This is a genomic window from Paenibacillus xanthanilyticus (assembly GCF_042682185.1).
In the GTDB taxonomy this organism is placed as follows: Bacteria; Bacillota; Bacilli; order Paenibacillales; family Paenibacillaceae; genus Paenibacillus_Z; species Paenibacillus_Z xanthanilyticus.
Window position 1 is genome coordinate 2182213 of the sequence record NZ_JBHUHA010000002.1, and the last position, 18536, is coordinate 2200748.

An 18536-nucleotide genomic window follows, 5' to 3' on the forward strand; every position below is an offset into this window, starting at 1 on the left:
GTTACCATTTCCTCTTCATATTTGTTGTTCTATACTAACACCAGAAGTCCATTCCTTTCCTTAACATTAGAGAAGATAATTGAAGAATATTTTGCATAAAGAATTTTACGCTTGTTTTGTGTAACATTATTTATGTGGAATCCGAATATATTATCGCTAATCTTGAGGGGAGATACTTCATGTCATCACTTATCCCCAGTGTGCGCAGCCCGCTGGAAGATCGCTCATCCGGATTTCTGCTTGTCGATCATCACTATCGAATTCGGAATGCAGACAGCATTGCGCTGTATCTGCTGGAGATTTCAAATTTCGTTAGTGCAAGCAATCAGGTTCTACCAGATTGGATGATTGAAATTATCTATAAATCGCAAGAGAACTTTACTCGATCTTCTGATAACTCTTTTTTTCAGGATGTCATATATTCTCCATCCCAATTATGGATAGAATTGAATGTTTTTATTGAAAAGGAAGTTATTTTTATTTATATGAAAAACCTTACACCAGAAAAGGAAGTAGGGAGCAAGATTCAAAAGAATCATGAACAACTTCTGCTTCTTGCCGAAGCTGCAAATCACATCATCTTTAACGAAGAGCCAAAACAAATGCTTGATGCTTTATTTGCAGATTTATCAAACTATCTAGAACTTGATGTCTACTTCAATTATATTTATGATCCAAATGCCGATAAGCTGTCACTTATGAATTACGCAGGCATTGATTCCAAAACCGCCGAATCGATTAAATGGCTCGAATTCGGCGAGGCTGTGTGTGGTACTGTTGCGCAAGTACGTACAAAAATGATTGTGGAGAATATTCAGCAATCGGAGGATCCTCGGGTCCAACTCATCAAAGGCTTTGGTATTCAAACATATGCGTGCCATCCGCTCCTTTCGTATGGACGGTTAATCGGGACATTATCCTTCGGCTCATCTACCCGCTCAACCTTTAGCCGGACGGAGCTTGAATTAATGGAGACCATATCAAACCAATGCGCAATGGCGTTTGAGAGAGTTTTCCTAATTACTAAACTGAAGGCCACGAATCAGAAACTATTGGCTAATTATGACAAACTTCGATACAGCGAGAACAAATTTACGGAGATTTTTAATGCAGCGCATGATGGAATTATTGTGCTCGATGCGGATTCCAACATTATAGAAGCTAACCCTTCCGCTTATTATATGCTAGGGCTTGATCCAAGCTATTTGATTTCGAAGAATGTTTTTGACTACTGTGAGATTATAAATTTAGATAAAAACATTCGAGAAGTCACACTTCTGGTGTGGAATGGACTCAAGAAGATATTTGAGTACTCCGTGACTAACAAAGGGACTTCCGGAGAACAAATCATTATTTTTCGAGATATTACCCTTAAACGGAAGACCGCCCTCGAGCTTATTGAAGCGAAGGAACAAGCCGAGCAGGCAAGTAAAGCTAAAACCGATTTTTTATCAATGATGAGTCACGAATTGCGAACACCGTTACATTCTATACTCGGCTATTCTCAAATGATGATTGATGACGAAATACATCAGCTTAATGGCATACAGCTTGAAAGAGCGACGAAATTATTAAAGTCCGCCCGCCATTTGATGGAGCTCATCAATGAAATTATAGATCATGCACAGACGGAGTCAGGGCCTAATCTAATGCTGACCGACATCAATCTTAGTGAGGTCATTGAAGATACGATAAAATTAATTGAGCCCATGTCAAAGGATAAAAATATTACAATTGAAAACCGAATCAAGCCCTCTTGCATTGTTATTGGGGATCTAATACGTGTGCGTCAAATTTTAACTAATTTACTTTCGAACGCCATCAAATACAACTACAACAACGGCCGAATCACAATCCGAAGCACTCTAGAGGAAAAGAAAAATCAAATTAAAATTAGTATTGAGGATACCGGGATTGGCATTCCCCAAAATAATTTTCATGATATTTTCGAACCCTTCTTTCGCATTTATGATCCCTTGCATAATATTGAAGGCACTGGAATCGGACTAACAATAGCAAGGAACTATGTTTCATTAATGGGCGGAGAAATCGGCGTGGACAGCAAGCAAAATCAAGGAAGTAAATTTTGGTTTACCCTTCCTTCATCACAGAATAAGTAACCTGTTGTGTAACAAATCTAAAGGAGGGACGTAGCAATGGATACACTAAAAGTAACACTTGTAGACGATAATGAGGATTCGTTGGAATTCCTGCAATTTTATATTGGACAACTGCCTCAGTTCACTATTATTGACAAGTGCCGTAACGGAGAAGAACTGATCGATTCGGTTGCGAGACAAATGCCGGATCTGGTGTTACTCGATATTAATATGCCCCGTCTCAACGGAATGGATGCTATTCAGAGCTGTCTTCGCATTAATCCGCATCTTTTGTTTATTTTCATTACCAGCTATGATGAATATGCTGTTCAGGCTTTTGAGCTTTCAGCTGTTGATTACATTGTAAAGCCAATTGAAAAGACTCGGTTATTTATGGCCATGGAGAAGGTTATACGCTATCGGGGCGCCCGTACGGAGACAATTGGAACCATTGCTCAACGTTTAGCTATTAAGGACGGCAATGACTATTACTTTATTCCAACCCAAGATATCTTATTTATTGAGAAAGTCGGTGGAAAGTGTGAAATTCATACCAGTCTTAGCTGTTTTACAACGAATGAGAACATAAGTGATATGATTAAACACCTATCTTCCGATCTTTTTTTCTTATCGCACCGCTCTTACATCATCAATTTAACTAAAATTAGCCATATTAAAGCCAAAAATCAAACTTATATCGCCTTCTTCGTAAATAGCGAAAAGTATGCTCATATCTCCAAACTTAAATTTGATGAGTTACAGCGTAGAATAAAAGCCTTTAACTCTTAAAATGCTCGATTCTTTTCCCCACGATGAATAGGTCGTAATAGCAGTCGAGAAGAGCCACCCTATAGTCTCTTCACGACGTCCCAAATCAAAACTAACTCAGATGACGAGTATCGGTCTTGCGCTTATCTTATCTGGATGTAGGCCCTGCCGTCTTCCTGGAAGGCGGCAATCGATTCTCTGGATCAAGGGCTTTCTCAATTTGTTAATGCGTATGACCTTACCTTAATTGCCCTCTTCCCCCTCCGAAATATCGTGTGCCGCAGTGATACTTGAAATGTATCCTTTCTTATCAGTTCCTTACTATTAACATACCCTTATCAATCAATTTTTACCGCATATTTACTGGAGCAAAACTACTTGCCCTGCTTAACCTATCGGCTACAAGATAAATTACCAAATAGAGTGGAAAAGAATAATAATATTTCCATTCTTTTGGATCGCAGTGTCCAATCCAAGTATAAAAGGGTTCTGCTACAAACCATGTAATGGAGCTGAAAAACAAAGCCTTCCACATGTAGTGGATTCGAGGCTTTGTTTGAATGAGAAGAATTATAGCAACGGCATCATTGAAAAATCCCATGGTACGTAAGATGGAATATTGGGAGTTAGTTTATCTGGATATCTCCACAATCCATAAGAAATGCCCAAAAAATCCAAGTAGACGACTTGTAGAGTCTCTCTTACGTACATAAATCCACACTATCCAAGGTATTAACGCCTCAGCTAATTTAATCCACCATCCAACTGTGAAGAGCATCTCATTAACAAATACCGCAATAATATCAATGTCTTGTGCAATTTCATCGTGCGCTTGCTTTCCTTCTCTAAGGTTTGTTCATTCATAATGACTTCTCCATTAATGATCAATTTTATTATTATTCTCCCCAACGATACATGTAACGTCGGTAATCCGTTAGCATAACGCCGCTGCTCAGGTAGAAACAACAAAACTATAGATTAATCACTATGGTGTATAATTAGCGACTTCCAGAGAAATCATAAGAAATAAATTACAACAGGGAGATGCAAAAACTTGGATAATTTTTGGAAGCAACTATTTAGCAAATTGTACGATCCAGGCAGTTCCCTTCAGAATCGGTTTAGTCTGGGGGACCGAAAGCAGACTTCTTCAGCAGTACCAGATGATGCCTTATCCCCCCTGAGATTGCTCGAAGATCTGGATGAGAACGTTAAAGTATTCCGGTTGCTTTTTTCTGCTCATAAAAATCATGATTTCATTACACGCAACTTCAATTTAACTTTCACAGACGGCTCCATCGCAACGGGCTATTTGCTGTTTCTCAAGGGTGTATCAGACCAGGCTAAAATTGAGAATTTAGTTCTAAAACCACTGATTCAATCACGGATTGATCCCTGTTCACCTTTGTTCGAAACGGTCCTTAGTACCGTTTTACTAGCGCCATTGTATTCGGAATGCAATGATATTGACGGGGTGAAGCGGGCGATTACCATGGGGAAAGTAGCCATTCTTCTCCCTATGGAAGGACGCGCCATCCTAATTGATTCTGGACTGAAAGTAGGAAGGAATGTAGAGAATGCTCAAAATGAAAGAACCATTTTTGGGCCACATGAAGGTTTCACAGAATCATTGGAAATCAATTCGGCCCTGATTCGCAATTATATACGCTCAGAACATTTGGTTGCGGAGTACATTATGCATCAAAATCTAAACCAAACAAGTACAGGTGTATTTTATCTGGAGAATTTAACTAATTCTAAATTGGTCGAAGAAGTGAAAAGAAGAATTCAAAGTATTAAGATTGATTTTTTGCTTCCGACAGGTGTCCTTCAACAACTGCTGGAAGATGAACCGAAATCGCTGATCCCTACACTTTCGGTTACGGAGCGTCCAGACCGGGCCGCCGGTATGCTATTGGATGGACATGTCATTGTTATGGCCGAACGTTCGCCATTCGCTCTTATTTGTCCGACAACATTGTGGACGTTAATCGGAACGTCCGACGATGTGTTTCTTCGTACGCATTACAGCAATTTTATCCGTCTGATCCGATTATTAGCTATATTCTTTGCCTTATTGACACCTGGTATATATATTGCGCTTACGAACTATCAGCCAGAGATGATCCCAACTGATCTAATGCTACACATTGCGGGAAGCAGGGAAACCTTACCATTCCCAAGCTTTCTTGAGGTTCTGATTATGGAGATCTCCTTTGAATTAATTCGTGAGGCTGGAATAAGGATCCCCGTTGTTATCGGGTCTACGATCGGAATTGTAGGGGCATTGATCCTTGGACAAGCTGCTGTTCAAGCGAACATCATTTCTCCACTATTGGTCATTACCGTTTCCATTACCGGATTAGGATCTTTTGCTATCCCCAATCAGGATCTTTCGTTTGCAGTAAGGATAGGCCGATTTATTTTTTTTATTCTAGGTTCCACTTTAGGATTTTTCGGAATTTCATACGGAATGGTATTCCTACTTGCATATTTAGCTTCACATCAATCCTTTGGAGTACCGTTTATGGCACCGATGTATCCAAGAATGAAAGCTAATTTTGACTTTATATTTCGCGGTTTTTTGTGGAAACAGAGTCATTATGGACAGCACACACGTCCCAAACTTCAGGAGCGAAGTCCGCAGAAGGTTACTAATTGGCTTCGCTCACGCTACACTAGGGAGGAACCATGATTAAAGATGGTCATATTGGGTATAACGGCTGGATTTGTTTGGTCGTACTTACGCAAACTGTGAAGATATTCGATGCCTCAAGTCACCTTCTAGTTGAGAAAGGGGGACAAACTGCATGGATAATCAGTTTGATCGGTGGGGGCTTTAATCTATTATTTGTTTATGCGGTTATCCGCTTTATGCGTTCAAATCCTGGTGAAAGTTTCTTGACTATATTACAAACGAAAGTTGGAAACTGGGCTTCAAAGTTATATGGAGTGAACGTATTCATGCTCATGATCGTAAGTGGATTTCTCCATTTACGATTAAGCATTGATCAGATCAAAATCGTTACCATGCCAAATACCCCCTTCTCTGTCATTCTTCTACTGATATTAGGTCTTGTAGTTCTTTTGGTTGTGAAAGGGATTGAGACTTTGTCTCGAATGGCAGCGACTCTTGTACCATGGCTTGTATTAATGTATTTCACTCTTGTTGTGCTGCTATATCAGCATCTAAGTCTGTACAATATTTCCCCGTTATTGGGTCCAGGTATTATACAGTTGGTTAAAAAAGGGATCTCTCACTCACTGTACTTTGGTGAACCGTTGGGTCTTTGCTTACTAGCCAATCTTGTACGCGAACAGAAGGACTTTGAGAAAGGCCTATGGAGAGGAACAATCTACTCGGTTCTAATGATAAGTGGATTGGTCCTGGTTTATCAGTTAGCCATGGGCACCCCGTCAAGCGTGAATATTACATTTCCTTTTGTAGAGATGACACGCTACATCTATGTGAATCGATTTATTCAGCATCTGGAAGGTTTCTATGCAACTATTTGGCTGATGATGGACTTTACACAAATGGGAATCAATATGTTTTTTATTACCTACATTTTTTGTACGATCTTTTCCGTGAGCCACTATCGCCCACTTGCGATTGGATTCGCCAGTCTATACTTCCTATTAGCTCTTTCTCCGACCTTCTTTTACCAAACACTGATCTGGGAACGTGAATTAATAAAATGGGGGGGGGTATTCCACTTATGGCATGCTTTTTCTATTTGGATTTTGGGCGATTTGCAAGCAAAAAGGTTCCTTTCGTTAGTTGCTTGTCCATTCTATTAATATCGATGATTACGACAGGTTGTTGGGATCGGCAGGAACTAGAGGAACGAGCATTTGCAACAATTATTGGCATTGATAAAGGTACATCGTCCGGGGGACCTAATACTGTAAGGGTCACTTATAATCTTGCCAAGCCTGTTATGATCAACGAGTCCCCTAAAGCAGAACGATCTTCAGAAATCGTTACATTAGAAACTGCATATGTGTATCTTAGCAGGGACTTGATCAACATAACGGTCAGCCGTAAGCTTAGCTTGCTGCACACCAAATTTCTAATTGTATCGGAGGAGTATGCCAGACAGGGAAATATGATCTCTACCATTGGATCTTTGATACGAGACAGGGAGTTTCGCCGCGATATCGTGATCATTACCTGTAAGGGAACAGCCGAAAAATTTATCAAAAAGAATAATCCACAGATGGAACGACTCTTATACAAACAGTATGAGTTGATCCTTCAAACCGGAAAATTAACTGGAAATATCCCTAATGTGAAGCTCCAGGAATTTCTAATGGAGACCCAGAGCATTAACGGACTGGCAATGACTACACTTGCATCACTTCGACGTAATAAAGATTTCTCTAAGTCTCCAGACACGAAAAATACTTTGCCTGGCCAGTTTGCAACACGAAGTGAAAATCCCATTCAATATTTGGGATCAGCCGTTTATAAAGGACAAAAAATGATTGGTCAATTAACAGGGGAAGAAAGTCGGATTGCCATGACTCTCCAAGGAAAGAAGCTCAGGACATTCCAGACAGGCTTAAATGTACCAGGATATGAGAACAAGGTATTCGTTGGAACATTTACCCAACAGACCGAGCCGTTGATTCATATCGATATGAACGAAAAACCGTACAAAATACATGTGAAGGTACAAATTGAAATGGATCTTAATGGCATTCAAGCGGACTTCGATAAAATAATGAGCCCAAAAGGGATCAAATCGTTACAAGACGCTGCAAACCAAAAATTTGAAAGGGAATCAGAACTACTAGTAAATAAATCCCAGATCAAATTTAAAGGGGATCTCTTCGAGTTTTATAAAAGGGCTAGACTGAAGTGCTTGACGGATGAGGAGTGGAAAAGCAAGGAGTGGAGCAAGAACTTTCCCGAGGCCGAAATAACCGTGAACTATGATATCCATATTCGACGTACTGGCAGAGAGTTAATGCCAACTACGGGAGACACTCCATGATGCATCTATGGGTCTTGTTCCTAAGCCGGCTTATTCCCTTGCTAGCAGTCGTCAGTTATACCATAGGTTATGGTATTTATTTGCGTAGAAAAGGAGAAAAAGGTATACTGGCTTGCGTCATACTTTCGGCGTTGAATTTACTTGCATATGTTTACATCTCCTGGCTTCGAGGTCAAACCTAACTAGAGTGAAGTGAGAACCCTTGTTTTGAGTAGATGTAATGGTGGTACAATTGTGATATACATCACCTTCTGTTTCTGCACAACCATCTCTCCTTTATCTCCAAACGGTGTAAGAGAGCCATATTGTCAAAAAGCTAACGCTTCACCGCCAGTAGGGGCAAAACAAACAGAAAGAGACCTTCCAATAAGGGTCAAAGCAAACAGAAAGAGGCCCTCAAACAAGCGATCTGGTTGAAATTGCTAAATACGAAAGATGAAGACCCTTCCACTGCTGACGAGGTTAGCTGACGGACTCGGGTTCGCCCCAGTTTACTAGTTCCCCCACTTTTCAGCTTATGGACCGAAAACTAAGCGCTTATGTAGACTTTCATACTATGCAGCTGCCTAAATAAAGGATTGAAAAATGGGCATGCGCCTACGCAGTAAAGGGAGAAAGATTGCTCTTTTCTGTACGGCTAACCTGAGAAAGAGCAAGTAAAAGATGATAATGTTTACTGTAACTCAAACCATTCTGCCATCAAATCGCCTTCGGTTGATACTTGCTTTCCCATAGTTCAAAAGCTTTTTAGCAAACAATCGTTTTCAATTTTGGATACTCACTATTTTAGCTGCGTTTGGACTAATAATCCATGTCCCTCTAAATATTCGGCATAGAAAACTTCCTGAATGTCATCAATTGATTTCTTCTTTAACTCATGGTAGAGCCAAGAATCGCTTTTCCTAAGCCGCTGTAACGATTTTCGGACAATTCTTCCATCCATAATTAAGGGGGTCGGTAATTCACTGAGACCCGCTTGTCCATATTGTAGCTTTTCCCCCTTTATTACACTCACGTTCCCATCTGTTTCAATAAAAGCAAAGCGCACTTCCCGGATTGAAAAAATATCTTTCTCTCTCAACATTCCTAAAAGTTCATTTACTTCCATTCGATGTTTTTTAAAACCATCTTGTTAATAATTCCTTCTTCAACAACAAGCTCTGTTTCCCCATCTAGTAACTTACGAGTGTTGTCAAACTTCAGTGTGATTTTATCAATCAGATAGATAAGTGTGGTCCATAACAAAAGGGCATATGACATGTGAAGTGCATTCACCTCATCTTGATAAAGCACATTCCCCACGAGCTCCGATAGCACAATGGCAGAAATAAAATCGAACACATTTAACTGTCTTAATTCACGCCCACCTATGAATTTCGTCACAACAAACAAGACAACAAATCCGACGACTAATTTGATTGTTAATTGAAGAAACAAGATCGCCCCTCCTTCATCCAATACATTTTTTCTTATTATTAACTGTTAAAGGAGGAATACATACTGACAGAAAAAACATTATGCATCCAGTCAAACTAGTTGTTCTATGCTATCCCCAACTCAAAAAATAACTGATCTCTTCATTGGGGCAATTAAAAATTGGAAACAAAATGAATACAATATGGAAAAAAGGATACGCTATATCTCAACGTCATTTATTGGAGGTCGAGATGTACGAGTATTTAATGATCTTAGTCAGATGCATTATTGTTTTCGTGCTGTTATTGATAATTTCGAAATCCATTGGTAATCCATTGATTACAAATATGACTATACTTAAATTTGTGTACGCAATAATAGCGGGAGCGATCTTAGCTAATATCACATCGTATAGTTTGACAAAATCACTCCCGAACATAATTACGGTTTCAGTTTGTATAATCGTTTACTGGCTAATTTCCCTTTTGGCCTTGGATTATCGCATCAAGTTGTTTAGCAAACCAATTGAGCTGTTGCTGCGAGGTAACAAAATAGCTGGTCATAATTTAGATACTTTCCATCTTAGCGAAGAGGAGCACACTTCATTTGACAACAACGGAAAGCGTTCTATCATAAAAAAGAAAGTGTATCGAAGAGATAAAGCTCACCTATAAAGAGTGCCGATTCTATCGAGACAGGAGCAAGCAAGGATATCCTCTTACATACGGTTAAAAATTTCCGATGCGTTGCATATTAAGCCATCACAATAACTAGAGACGTAAGCGTCAAATCCACCACACCTTCAACGGTGACTCCATATATGAGAATATAGAGGCAATCCAATCGAGGAGGCTGCCTCTATGTCCACGAAAGAACAACTCTGCTAGCAATGGGCCGAGCGTATCACCGAGTTCCGCTCTAGCGGAATGACGATGGCCGCAACCTTCTCTTGTCGTTCGTGTCAGGAAATGCTGTATCGACGTCCAACCTGTATTTGACGTCATTCGTCTGTTGGAAGAAACCTCGTCATGCTGAGCCTTTCTTCTGCCCATCGCGTCTATCTCGCTTGTGGTGCGACCAAACCACGCAAATCGATCGATGGCCTTGATGCACTGGTTCAGACCAGCTTTGGCCTTGATCCATTTCCACCGTGTTTGTTTGTGTTCTGCAACCGCCAGCGCAACAAGCTCAAAATCCTCTGCTGGGAGCATAACGGCTTTTGGGTTTTCTACCGTCGCATTGAACGGGGAACTTTTCAGTGGCCTTCATCAAACGAGACCACCCTGTCCATCTCTTCTCGGTGCGAGAAGATACATCCCGACCAACTGGAGCTGAACCTGTTCAATGAAGCCGTGACGCTGGCGCCTGCTGTTAATGAAGAAACGCCGTTCGAATCGGTCACGTACATCCGGAAGAAACCGGGCGGCCACGAAGCGAAGCTAGATCCGTTTCCCGTTGAAACCATTCATAATGATTGCTCGTTTCCGAGCAGGACTGTACGTGCTGTGGTGGTGCACTTCACGAAATGAGCACCGAGACACACAACGAAATAACGATCATCCCGCCTGAGGTGAAGGTCACTCGTCATGTGCGTAAGGTCTACGCTTGCCGTCATTGCGAGCGGGAAGAAATTCGCACGCCGATCGTAACCGCACCGATGCCAAAGCCAGTTTATCCGGGCAGCCTAGCTTCGCCGTCTAGCATAGCGTACGTCATGAGCCAGAAGTATGTGTACAGCCAGCCGCTGTACCGGCATGAGCAGCAGTTTGCGCGGTTGGGTCTTGTACTGTCTAGGCAGACACTTGCAGGCTGGATGCTGTATGGAGCGGACAAATGGCTGTCGTTGCTTGTTCGGAGGATGTTCCGTAATACTTGGCGTCCGTGCACATACTGTCTTAAATCGCCAGTACCAGCTAATACTTCCGCTGTGAAGATCTTCCCAAGCCCCTTATTCGTACAAAGCTGTTGTGCCATCGAAATCTCAGAGAGCATTGCTTCGATGTCCTCTCCATCTCTTAAAGCATGTTGGTAATGCGTTCGTATTCTTCTATGAGACGCTTTAAATCTGCCTTTGCTTCTTCTGCAGCGGTTGGCTCCCCGACACTGCGTTTCGCCCGGGGCAAGAGCTGTGCGGCCTTCTCTATACCGGTAAAACCTCCAACGCGCTGCATATGAACTCGCCATGCCTGGATTACATCCGATGCTGTATAGCTCTCTAAATCTTTTGGGCACGGGAATGTCTTTAGGGTCGCCAATCATCTCTTACAGGTCCAATCTTTGAACACAGACGGATACTCAGGGAAACGAATGTCCGGCATCGTACGATTCGATTCTGCAGACCAACACTATTCGTGATCCAGGACTCTCGGTCACTCATGATGGTCCGCAACCGCTGAAACACCTGCGATTGATGCGTGTAATCATAGTAGAAGGCCGCGACTTACGGAGTCTGCGATGACAAGCGCATCTTTTGGATCGTTCTTTGATGGACTGTTATCTCGATTTTCTTTATTTCGCTTCGTCGTCGAAGGGTTTACCATTACCACGTGTAGTCCCTTATCTGATAACCAATTGGCTAGATTAAACCAGTAATGACCGGTTGGCTCCATGCCGATAATGAGCTTCTTTAGTTGATATTATTGCAGTAATTCGGTCATTCACCGATTTAGTTTTTCAAACCCTTCGATGGAATTCGAAAAGGAGAGATGCCGTTTTGAGATGACAATACCTCGAAAATTCATAGCCTGTGCCACATGTATTTCTTTGGCCATGTCGATCCCAACAACGAGATACGAGGTGGTAATTCGTTCAATTCGTTGATTTTGAGCGCCTGATTGCTTAAACTTCATAGTAAGAGCATCTCCTTGATGTGTTGTGGACAAACCCATCATACCGGAGGCGCTCCCTTTTTTATAAAGCTCATACCTTAAGCTCTACAGGAATGTTTAGCTTAACGGCAAATGATCTAAAAATAGAAAATCATCAACAGCTTGAATATTATGATAGAAGATATCGCTATTGCATAGAGTGGTCGCAAATGATGTAGGCGAATCATAGGGAACATCATGCAGTTAAACAACACCGACAAAGGCCAAGACCAACCATAATGGTAAGTCATAAAACCATTTGCTTTGCCAATCCATTCTAATGATGAATAGATAAATATCCATTTTAATAAGAGTCGCCGACTATGGCGACCTTCTTAATTGGATAGTTGGACAGAAAAAGCATAATAGTAAATGGGAAAACGATAAAGCTGTGTAAATTATCTGTTACGAGTTCGTTGGGGATATTTCGCTCATGATGCCAAAGATGATGCGTAGAATGAGCAATGTATTGATATAGCAAACTCATGCTAACCATGTAGTATATTGTAGGAAGAAACTCCCACCACCGTCCCCAATTAGCCCATTTCCATGCTGCAATTAGAGCCCATTATTGTTAATGCAATGTGCAAATAAACCCCATCCTTGGTTGATTTAAACAAAGTTTGCCCGTTTAATAAGTGTATTATCCTACGTAAGCGTAACAAGAAAAGCAGCCGATCGTTGCTGAACTGACCCCCAATTGTTAGACACTTTCGTTAAGCTACTCGTAAGGTATGAGTCCGGTATTGTATCGGACTCATACCTTTTAATTTTGTCTTAATCCGTTTGTTATTCCCACTTCTGATTCGTCTTCTCGGCTATAAAATGGCGATCTAGTACGTTAGGGACAATCCTGCCTACGGTGCCTTTATAGGAACGATATTTCCTCATACGAACCACGGATTTTAACCCTAGTTCCTTCATCAAACGCTGCACCTTTTTGTGATTAACTCGATGTCCCTGATTAAACAATTCATCACGAATACGACGATAGCCATAGCGGGCCTTCATGCTCATCATAAATGGACTGGACCAGTTGCTTTAGTGATGACTATTTAACTTTCGTGTCCAGTAATAAAACGTACTACGAGGGATTTCTGCAAGCTTTAGTAGTGCAGGAAACTCTATCTTAATTCATAGATTACTTGCGCCTTGTCTTATTTGGTGACTTTTCTTTGTTTTGAACTAAGGCATTCAACTGAAAAGACCTTTTAGCGCTCTGTAAGGCTTAGAAATACATTAATGAGGATTAACACACACCTATACCATGCTTAGATGTTAATCCCCTCAGAAAGGCTTATAAACTGTCATATGATACAAAAAAGAGGCTGTCCCAAAAGGGTTCAATTTCACTCTTGTGACCCTTAAAAAGCTCGATTTGAACAAAAAAGTGACCGAGCGGGTCCTAAACCTGCACGGTCACTTTTGCTATTTTATCTGTTGCTGCTTTCTTCAGCAGATTATGGGCAAGCGAAAGCCACCCGACCTCCAGGCTCACTTTTGGCAAGCCTCGAAGCAGGAACCTTCGAAATCCTCGGTTGTTTTTGATTTGCTCAAACACACTCTCAGGTTCATGCATGCGCCGAACTGACAGGGCATAGCCTTCTTCGCTTTTTAGTTGTTCTCGGGCTCGCCGTTTCATATGTAGGTAGTTCATGCTGACTTGTATTTCACGATCTCCTTTTGCCTTTGTACATTTTGGCTTCAGTGGACAGCCGTCGCATGTTAAACTCCGATAATGACGAGTTTGAATCTCAAAACCGCTTTCTGTCGTCGTTATGCTTTCGTAGCGCAAGACAAGTTTTTGGCCAGCTGCACAGGTCCAGGCGTCGCTTTTTTCGTCGTATGTCCAGTTGTCTATTTTACTGATATCTGTTTTCCAGGATTTGCTGTTTTCTTTGTGATACGTGCTGTATTTAACAACCGCGTTACATGCTTCTTCATTCAGATAGGCGTAATTCTCTTCGCTGCCATACCCCGCATCGGCGATGGTGGTTCCTGGCAATTGGCCAAGTGCAGTTTTCACTTTTTCCAAATGCGGCTTCAAGCAACGCGTGTTGGTTGGTCGTTGATGAAGACTATATCCGATGATGAATTGATTTTCCGTTCCGATCTGCACGTTATATCCTGGTTTCAGCTGGCCATTCCGCATGTGGTCTTCCTTCATGCGCATGAACGTCGCGTCGTGGTCCGTCTTGGAGTAACTGTTTCGTGTTCCGAGAATTTGTTGCTGCTCTTCGTATTTTTGAAGGCGCGGCAGCAAGTAGTCTTTCCGAACAAGGCGGACGGCCTTCTTCAGCGGCTTGTCCTTCGGTTTTTTGTCCAGTTTGGCCTCAAGCTGTTTAACTGCTTGGTCCAGCTTTTCGCTTGTAATGCCCGCGACTTCTCCAAGCTCACTGCGATCTAGGCCGTTCAGTGCAGCCTCCTCCTGCTTCTCAGCTTCTTCGATCGTCACGAGCAAGGTTCGCACTTTTTCTTGCAGCTTCATTTTATGTTTGACGACGGCCTTGCCCCAGACAAACGTGTACCGATTCGCGTTGGCTTCGATCTTGGTTCCATCAACGAAGTAGTGTTCCAAATTGACGTACTTTTCTTCGGCGAGAAACTGAAGAACGGTGGTGAAAACAGACTCCAGCACGTCTTTCATTCGCTCGGAACGGAAGCGATTAATGGTACGAAAATCTGGACGCTGTCTAGCGGCAAGCCACATGAACATGATATTCTCGCGCACGGCATTGGCGATTTGCCGAGAGGAATAGATGCGCTGTGTGTACGCATAGATGATGACTTTCATAAGCATCTTAGGGTGATAGCTGTCCCGGCCGCCGCCTGGGTAAGCTTTGGTGAAGAGGTTCATACTTAAACGGTTGACGGCGTCGTTGATGATGCGGACGAGATGGTTTTGAGGGATATCTTCTTGCAAGTCCATTGGCAAGGACAGCTGGTCCACGGTATATTCTTTGTACAAAAGAAGCCTCTCCTTTGTTAGTGTTTGGTCGCACTTACATTTTAACAAGGGGGAGGCTTCTTTTGCTTTTAAAATTTTGAAGGTTAAACCAAAACGGAGCAGGTCAAATGATTCTGGAGAAGCGCCAGCGATCGCCTTTGTGAGGGGATTCCCACTTTAGCCTATTCATTCAAGGAATCCCCGAACAACAGCGAGAGGAAGAACATTTGACTGCACAGTGAATTTGGTAACCAAACATGATCTAAAATGAAATGGGGCCGTCCCAATCGTCATCTATGATGACTTATGGGACAGCCCCGTAGTTACATATTCTATTTTGCAGTTACAAACTTCTTTTAATCAGTTACAATGCATATTTTTCAGTACAAACAATATTTAACGCATTCACCGAACACTATTGATTAACGTATTAGTGTTTATTAGCCCGATTCAATTTTATTTCGAGAAACGTAAGAATGTCATCTTGATCTTCCCTCTTTAACTTTCTTAGATGTTCAATAAATTTCATGTCATTATTTTCAACAAGACTCATCTTGTTAGCTAGAACATCAGATGTACCAGTAAGCAGCCAATTTAAGTCGGTCTTAAAGTTCTCATTAAGTGCAATTACGGTGTCAGTTGAGGGTTTGTATTTATCCTGTTCAAGTTCACTGAGTGTTCCTTGAGAAACACCGATCTTATTCGCAAACTCAACTTGATTATATCCAATCGCTTTTCTAACTGCTTTTATCCGATTCCCAATGGTATTCATACTTCGCCTCCTCAATAAAATAAGTCCCGATGAGATATCATCGGGACTGACTTCAGGGTGCAATGAGTTTAGAACAACATTTTATTGTAAAAAATGTGTTGGAACAGCACTTTTTTGTTTAGAACAATACTTTATTGTAATCAGTCATTTTTTTTTCGTCATATTGGAAGCTATCTTATTCGACCGTGACGCTTTTCGCAAGGTTGCGCGGCTTGTCGACGTCGTTGCCTCTTGCCAGCGACGCGTAGTACGCGATCAACTGGAGCGGCACAACCGACAGCGCCGGGGCCAGCACTTGCAGCGTCTTCGGAATCACGAACGTCTCGTCGACCGATTTGGCCACTTCATGCTCCATGCCTTCGTTGACGATCGCCAGCACGTGCGCGCCGCGAGCCTTCACTTCTTTGATGTTGCTGAGTGTTTTCTCGTACAGATCCTCTTGCGTGATAACCGCGATGACCGGAATGCCTTCTTCGATCAGCGCCAGCGTGCCGTGCTTCAGCTCGCCTGCCGCATACGCCTCGGAGTGGATGTACGAGATCTCTTTGAGCTTCAACGAACCTTCCTGCGCGACCGCGAAGTCAACGCCGCGGCCGATGAAGAACAGGTTGTCGTGCTTCGAGATCGACTCCGCGACTTGCTTCAGTACGTTTGCCTGCGCCAGAATCGCTTCGACCTGCTCCGGCAGTCGATGCATGGCGTCAAGCACTTCCGCTACCCATGCGCCGTCCTTCGTGCCCAGCACTTCCGCCAGGTACAGACCGAACAAGCTAAATGCGATCAACTGGGACGTATAAGCCTTCGTCGACGCAACCGCGATTTCCGGTCCGGCTTGCGTGATGATGACATCGTCCGCTTCGCGGGCAACCGAGCTGCCGACGACGTTCGTCACGGCCAGCACGCGTGCGCCGTTGCGTTTTGCTTCGCGCAGCGCGGCCAGCGTATCCGCCGTCTCGCCCGATTGGCTGACGACGATGACGAGCGTATCCGGCGTGATGATCGGCGAGCGGTAGCGGTACTCCGATGCCACGTCCGTCTCCACCGGAATGCGAGCCAAGTTCTCGATGATCGTCTTACCGACCAAGCCGGCGTGGAATGCGGTGCCGCAAGCGACGATGTGAACCTTGCGGATCGCCTTAATTTGCTCTGCCGTCATGCCGATTTCCTTCAGGACGACCGACTTGCCGTCTTCGCTTACCCGGCCCATCATCGTATCGCGGTAGGCTTTCGGCTGCTCGTAGATTTCTTTCAACATGAAATGATCGTATCCGGCTTTTTCCGCCGTCACCAGATCCCAATCGACATGGAATATTTCCTTGGAAATAATTTCGCCTTCGATCGTCATCAGTTCGACGCCGTTCTGCGTCAGAACCGCCATTTCGCCATCGTTCAAAATGTATACGTTGCGCGTATGCTCAAGAATCGCCGGAATATCCGAACCGATGAAATTCTCGCCTTCGCCGACGCCGATGACGAGCGGGCTTGCGAACCGCACTGCTACGAGACGCTCCGGCTCGTATTCCGTCAGGACGCCGAGCGCGAACGCGCCGCGCATCCGTTTCACCGCGCGCTGTACCGCTTTGACGATATCGCCATCATATTCTTCCGCGACCAGATGCGAAATGACTTCCGTGTCCGTCTCCGATACGAAACGGCGTCCTTTCGCGATCAGCTCTTCTTTCAGCTCGATGTAGTTCTCGATAATGCCGTTATGCACGACGGAGAATTTCTGCGAATTGTCCGTGTGGGGATGGGAGTTCGCGTCCGACGGCTTGCCGTGCGTCGCCCAACGGGTATGGCCGATGCCGACCGATCCGTGCAGCGGCTGCCCTTCGAGTTTCTCCTCCAGGTTCGCCAGACGGCCAATGGATTTACGAATTTCAAGACCTTGGTTCGTGAACACGGCGATGCCGGCCGAGTCGTATCCACGGTATTCGAGCTTCTTCAGCCCTTCGATCAAAATGTCCTGCGATTCGCGTTTACCGATATATCCTACGATTCCACACATAATTAAATAGACCTCCGTATAAGGGGATAATGCCCGCTTCTTACGGATGCTTCTGCCACAATGCGGCGACTAAGCCATATGAGGTTAGCTAACGTTAACATGATGTCTGTTCTCGCAAGTAACCGTATTGCTCCAGCCGCAAGCAACAGGACGGCATCGTAAGCAATCGGGAAAAAGACAATAAGAAACTAAGCGCGGCGTGCTGTCGAAACAAGCCTGCGCAATCAAGTCGAATCAGGACAGTACACAAACAACCTTTCGTCGCTTGCTGCTGCCGGGTATGCATAGCATTCACATAAATAAGGTCAACCCATGCAGATCCCGGACGGCCTCCGTTGCCGAACGAATCTGCGTTTACTTGCCTATGAATCATTCGCGCGATTTCTTTGTGCGACCGGTCGCCCGTTCGTTTTCGAAATTCGCTTTCGGTTGGAATGCACAACCGGGAGGTCCCCGCCGAAAATTTCGAACACCTCCACCTCGTCAGCTTGCCGAACGTCTTCCGACTGCCTATCCTCTTGCATGCAGCAGCGGCGACCATTCGCGCGAGCTCTGGCGCTTGGTGGTACTTTTCTCCTACCCTCTCTTTCCTTCCGGAATACATATCCTATCATATTCATTTTGATGCCCGTACGCAACCGCTAATTTTCACGATTATT

13 protein-coding genes, 3 pseudogenes and 1 riboswitch are annotated in these 18536 nt (G+C 43.5%); of the genes and pseudogenes, 7 read left to right on the forward strand and 9 right to left on the reverse strand.

Annotated elements, in window-relative coordinates:
• Positions 1-179 precede the first annotated feature (179 nt).
• The 5 genes from ACFSKT_RS27070 (at position 180) to ACFSKT_RS27090 (ending at position 7867) form a co-directional block, all read left to right on the forward strand.
• Positions 180-2120 carry a GAF domain-containing sensor histidine kinase gene (locus tag ACFSKT_RS27070; protein ID WP_377720710.1) on the forward strand — a complete coding sequence of 647 codons (1941 nt, stop codon included), beginning with the start codon at positions 180-182 and terminating at the stop codon, positions 2118-2120.
• A gap of 36 nt (positions 2121-2156) precedes the next feature.
• Entirely contained in the window at positions 2157-2888 is a 732-nt protein-coding gene (locus tag ACFSKT_RS27075; RefSeq protein ID WP_377720709.1) for a LytR/AlgR family response regulator transcription factor, read from the forward strand.
• Positions 2889-3921: 1033 nt separating this feature from the next.
• Complete coding sequence (locus ACFSKT_RS27080) at positions 3922-5562, forward strand: spore germination protein (protein WP_377720708.1); 1641 nt, start codon at positions 3922-3924, stop codon at positions 5560-5562.
• Entirely contained in the window at positions 5559-6668 is a 1110-nt protein-coding gene (locus ACFSKT_RS27085; RefSeq protein WP_377776368.1) for a GerAB/ArcD/ProY family transporter, read from the forward strand. The genes ACFSKT_RS27080 and ACFSKT_RS27085 overlap by 4 nt, the downstream gene beginning before the upstream one ends.
• Positions 6587-7867: a Ger(x)C family spore germination protein gene (locus ACFSKT_RS27090; RefSeq protein ID WP_377720706.1), complete on the forward strand. Its 1281-nt coding sequence runs from the start codon at positions 6587-6589 to the stop codon at positions 7865-7867. Before ACFSKT_RS27085 ends, ACFSKT_RS27090 begins: the two co-directional genes overlap by 82 nt.
• A gap of 436 nt (positions 7868-8303) precedes the next feature.
• Positions 8304-8413, reverse strand: a riboswitch (cyclic di-AMP (ydaO/yuaA leader).
• A 235-nt stretch (positions 8414-8648) separates the two neighbouring features.
• On the opposite strand, the gene ACFSKT_RS27095 is transcribed toward ACFSKT_RS27090, so the two are convergent.
• Together ACFSKT_RS27095 and ACFSKT_RS27100 are read right to left on the reverse strand one after the other, a co-directional pair.
• On the reverse strand, positions 8649-8975 hold the full coding sequence (locus ACFSKT_RS27095; protein WP_377720705.1) for a YetF domain-containing protein: 327 nt from the start codon (positions 8973-8975) through the stop codon (positions 8649-8651).
• On the reverse strand, positions 8966-9304 hold the full coding sequence (locus tag ACFSKT_RS27100) for a DUF421 domain-containing protein (protein ID WP_377720704.1): 339 nt from the start codon (positions 9302-9304) through the stop codon (positions 8966-8968). The genes ACFSKT_RS27095 and ACFSKT_RS27100 overlap by 10 nt, the downstream gene beginning before the upstream one ends.
• Before the next feature lie 1007 nt (positions 9305-10311).
• Here ACFSKT_RS27100 and tnpB point away from each other — a divergent pair.
• Together tnpB and ACFSKT_RS32685 are read left to right on the forward strand one after the other, a co-directional pair.
• Positions 10312-10521 (forward strand): annotated as a pseudogene (gene tnpB / locus ACFSKT_RS32680) (IS66 family insertion sequence element accessory protein TnpB); the annotation flags it as partial.
• Between the two features lie 66 nt (positions 10522-10587).
• A pseudogene (locus ACFSKT_RS32685) lies at positions 10588-11144 on the forward strand (transposase); the annotation flags it as partial.
• A gap of 559 nt (positions 11145-11703) precedes the next feature.
• Here ACFSKT_RS32685 and ACFSKT_RS27115 read toward each other — a convergent pair.
• From ACFSKT_RS27115 to glmS, 7 genes and pseudogenes are all read right to left on the reverse strand, one after another.
• Positions 11704-11892, reverse strand: a complete 189-nt coding sequence (locus ACFSKT_RS27115) for an IS110 family transposase (RefSeq protein ID WP_377720701.1) — start codon at positions 11890-11892, stop codon at positions 11704-11706.
• Between the two features lie 48 nt (positions 11893-11940).
• Positions 11941-12132, reverse strand: a complete 192-nt coding sequence (locus ACFSKT_RS27120) for a hypothetical protein (RefSeq protein ID WP_377720700.1) — start codon at positions 12130-12132, stop codon at positions 11941-11943.
• Between the two features lie 734 nt (positions 12133-12866).
• Positions 12867-12956 carry an IS3 family transposase gene (locus ACFSKT_RS27125; RefSeq protein ID WP_377720843.1) on the reverse strand — a complete coding sequence of 30 codons (90 nt, stop codon included), beginning with the start codon at positions 12954-12956 and terminating at the stop codon, positions 12867-12869.
• Positions 12946-13349: pseudogene (locus tag ACFSKT_RS27130) on the reverse strand (IS3 family transposase); the annotation flags it as partial. The pseudogene ACFSKT_RS27130 and the gene ACFSKT_RS27125, both read right to left, overlap by 11 nt.
• A 206-nt stretch (positions 13350-13555) precedes the next feature.
• Positions 13556-15118 carry an IS1182 family transposase gene (locus tag ACFSKT_RS27135; RefSeq protein ID WP_377720699.1) on the reverse strand — a complete coding sequence of 521 codons (1563 nt, stop codon included), beginning with the start codon at positions 15116-15118 and terminating at the stop codon, positions 13556-13558.
• Positions 15119-15527: 409 nt separating this feature from the next.
• Entirely contained in the window at positions 15528-15869 is a 342-nt protein-coding gene (locus ACFSKT_RS27140) for a helix-turn-helix domain-containing protein (protein ID WP_377720698.1), read from the reverse strand.
• Positions 15870-16044: 175 nt separating this feature from the next.
• Positions 16045-17877 (reverse strand): glutamine--fructose-6-phosphate transaminase (isomerizing), encoded by a 1833-nt coding sequence (glmS, locus tag ACFSKT_RS27145; protein ID WP_377720697.1) that lies wholly within the window; start codon positions 17875-17877, stop codon positions 16045-16047.
• Positions 17878-18536: the final 659 nt, after the last annotated feature.

Excerpts from the sequence above, each read along its gene's own strand:
- ACFSKT_RS27070 (WP_377720710.1), top strand. The coding sequence starts at position 180 with ATGTCATCACTTATCCCCAGTGTGCGCAGCCCGCTGGAAGATCGCTCA.
- ACFSKT_RS27075 (WP_377720709.1), top strand. The coding sequence starts at position 2,157 with ATGGATACACTAAAAGTAACACTTGTAGACGATAATGAGGATTCGTTG.
- ACFSKT_RS27085 (WP_377776368.1), top strand. The coding sequence starts at position 5,559 with ATGATTAAAGATGGTCATATTGGGTATAACGGCTGGATTTGTTTGGTC.
- ACFSKT_RS27090 (WP_377720706.1), top strand. The coding sequence starts at position 6,587 with ATGGCATGCTTTTTCTATTTGGATTTTGGGCGATTTGCAAGCAAAAAG.
- ACFSKT_RS27095 (WP_377720705.1), bottom strand. The coding sequence starts at position 8,975 with ATGGAAGTAAATGAACTTTTAGGAATGTTGAGAGAGAAAGATATTTTT.
- ACFSKT_RS27115 (WP_377720701.1), bottom strand. The coding sequence starts at position 11,892 with ATGGAGCCAACCGGTCATTACTGGTTTAATCTAGCCAATTGGTTATCA.
- ACFSKT_RS27120 (WP_377720700.1), bottom strand. The coding sequence starts at position 12,132 with ATGAAGTTTAAGCAATCAGGCGCTCAAAATCAACGAATTGAACGAATT.
- ACFSKT_RS27140 (WP_377720698.1), bottom strand. The coding sequence starts at position 15,869 with ATGAATACCATTGGGAATCGGATAAAAGCAGTTAGAAAAGCGATTGGA.
- glmS (WP_377720697.1), bottom strand. The coding sequence starts at position 17,877 with ATGTGTGGAATCGTAGGATATATCGGTAAACGCGAATCGCAGGACATT.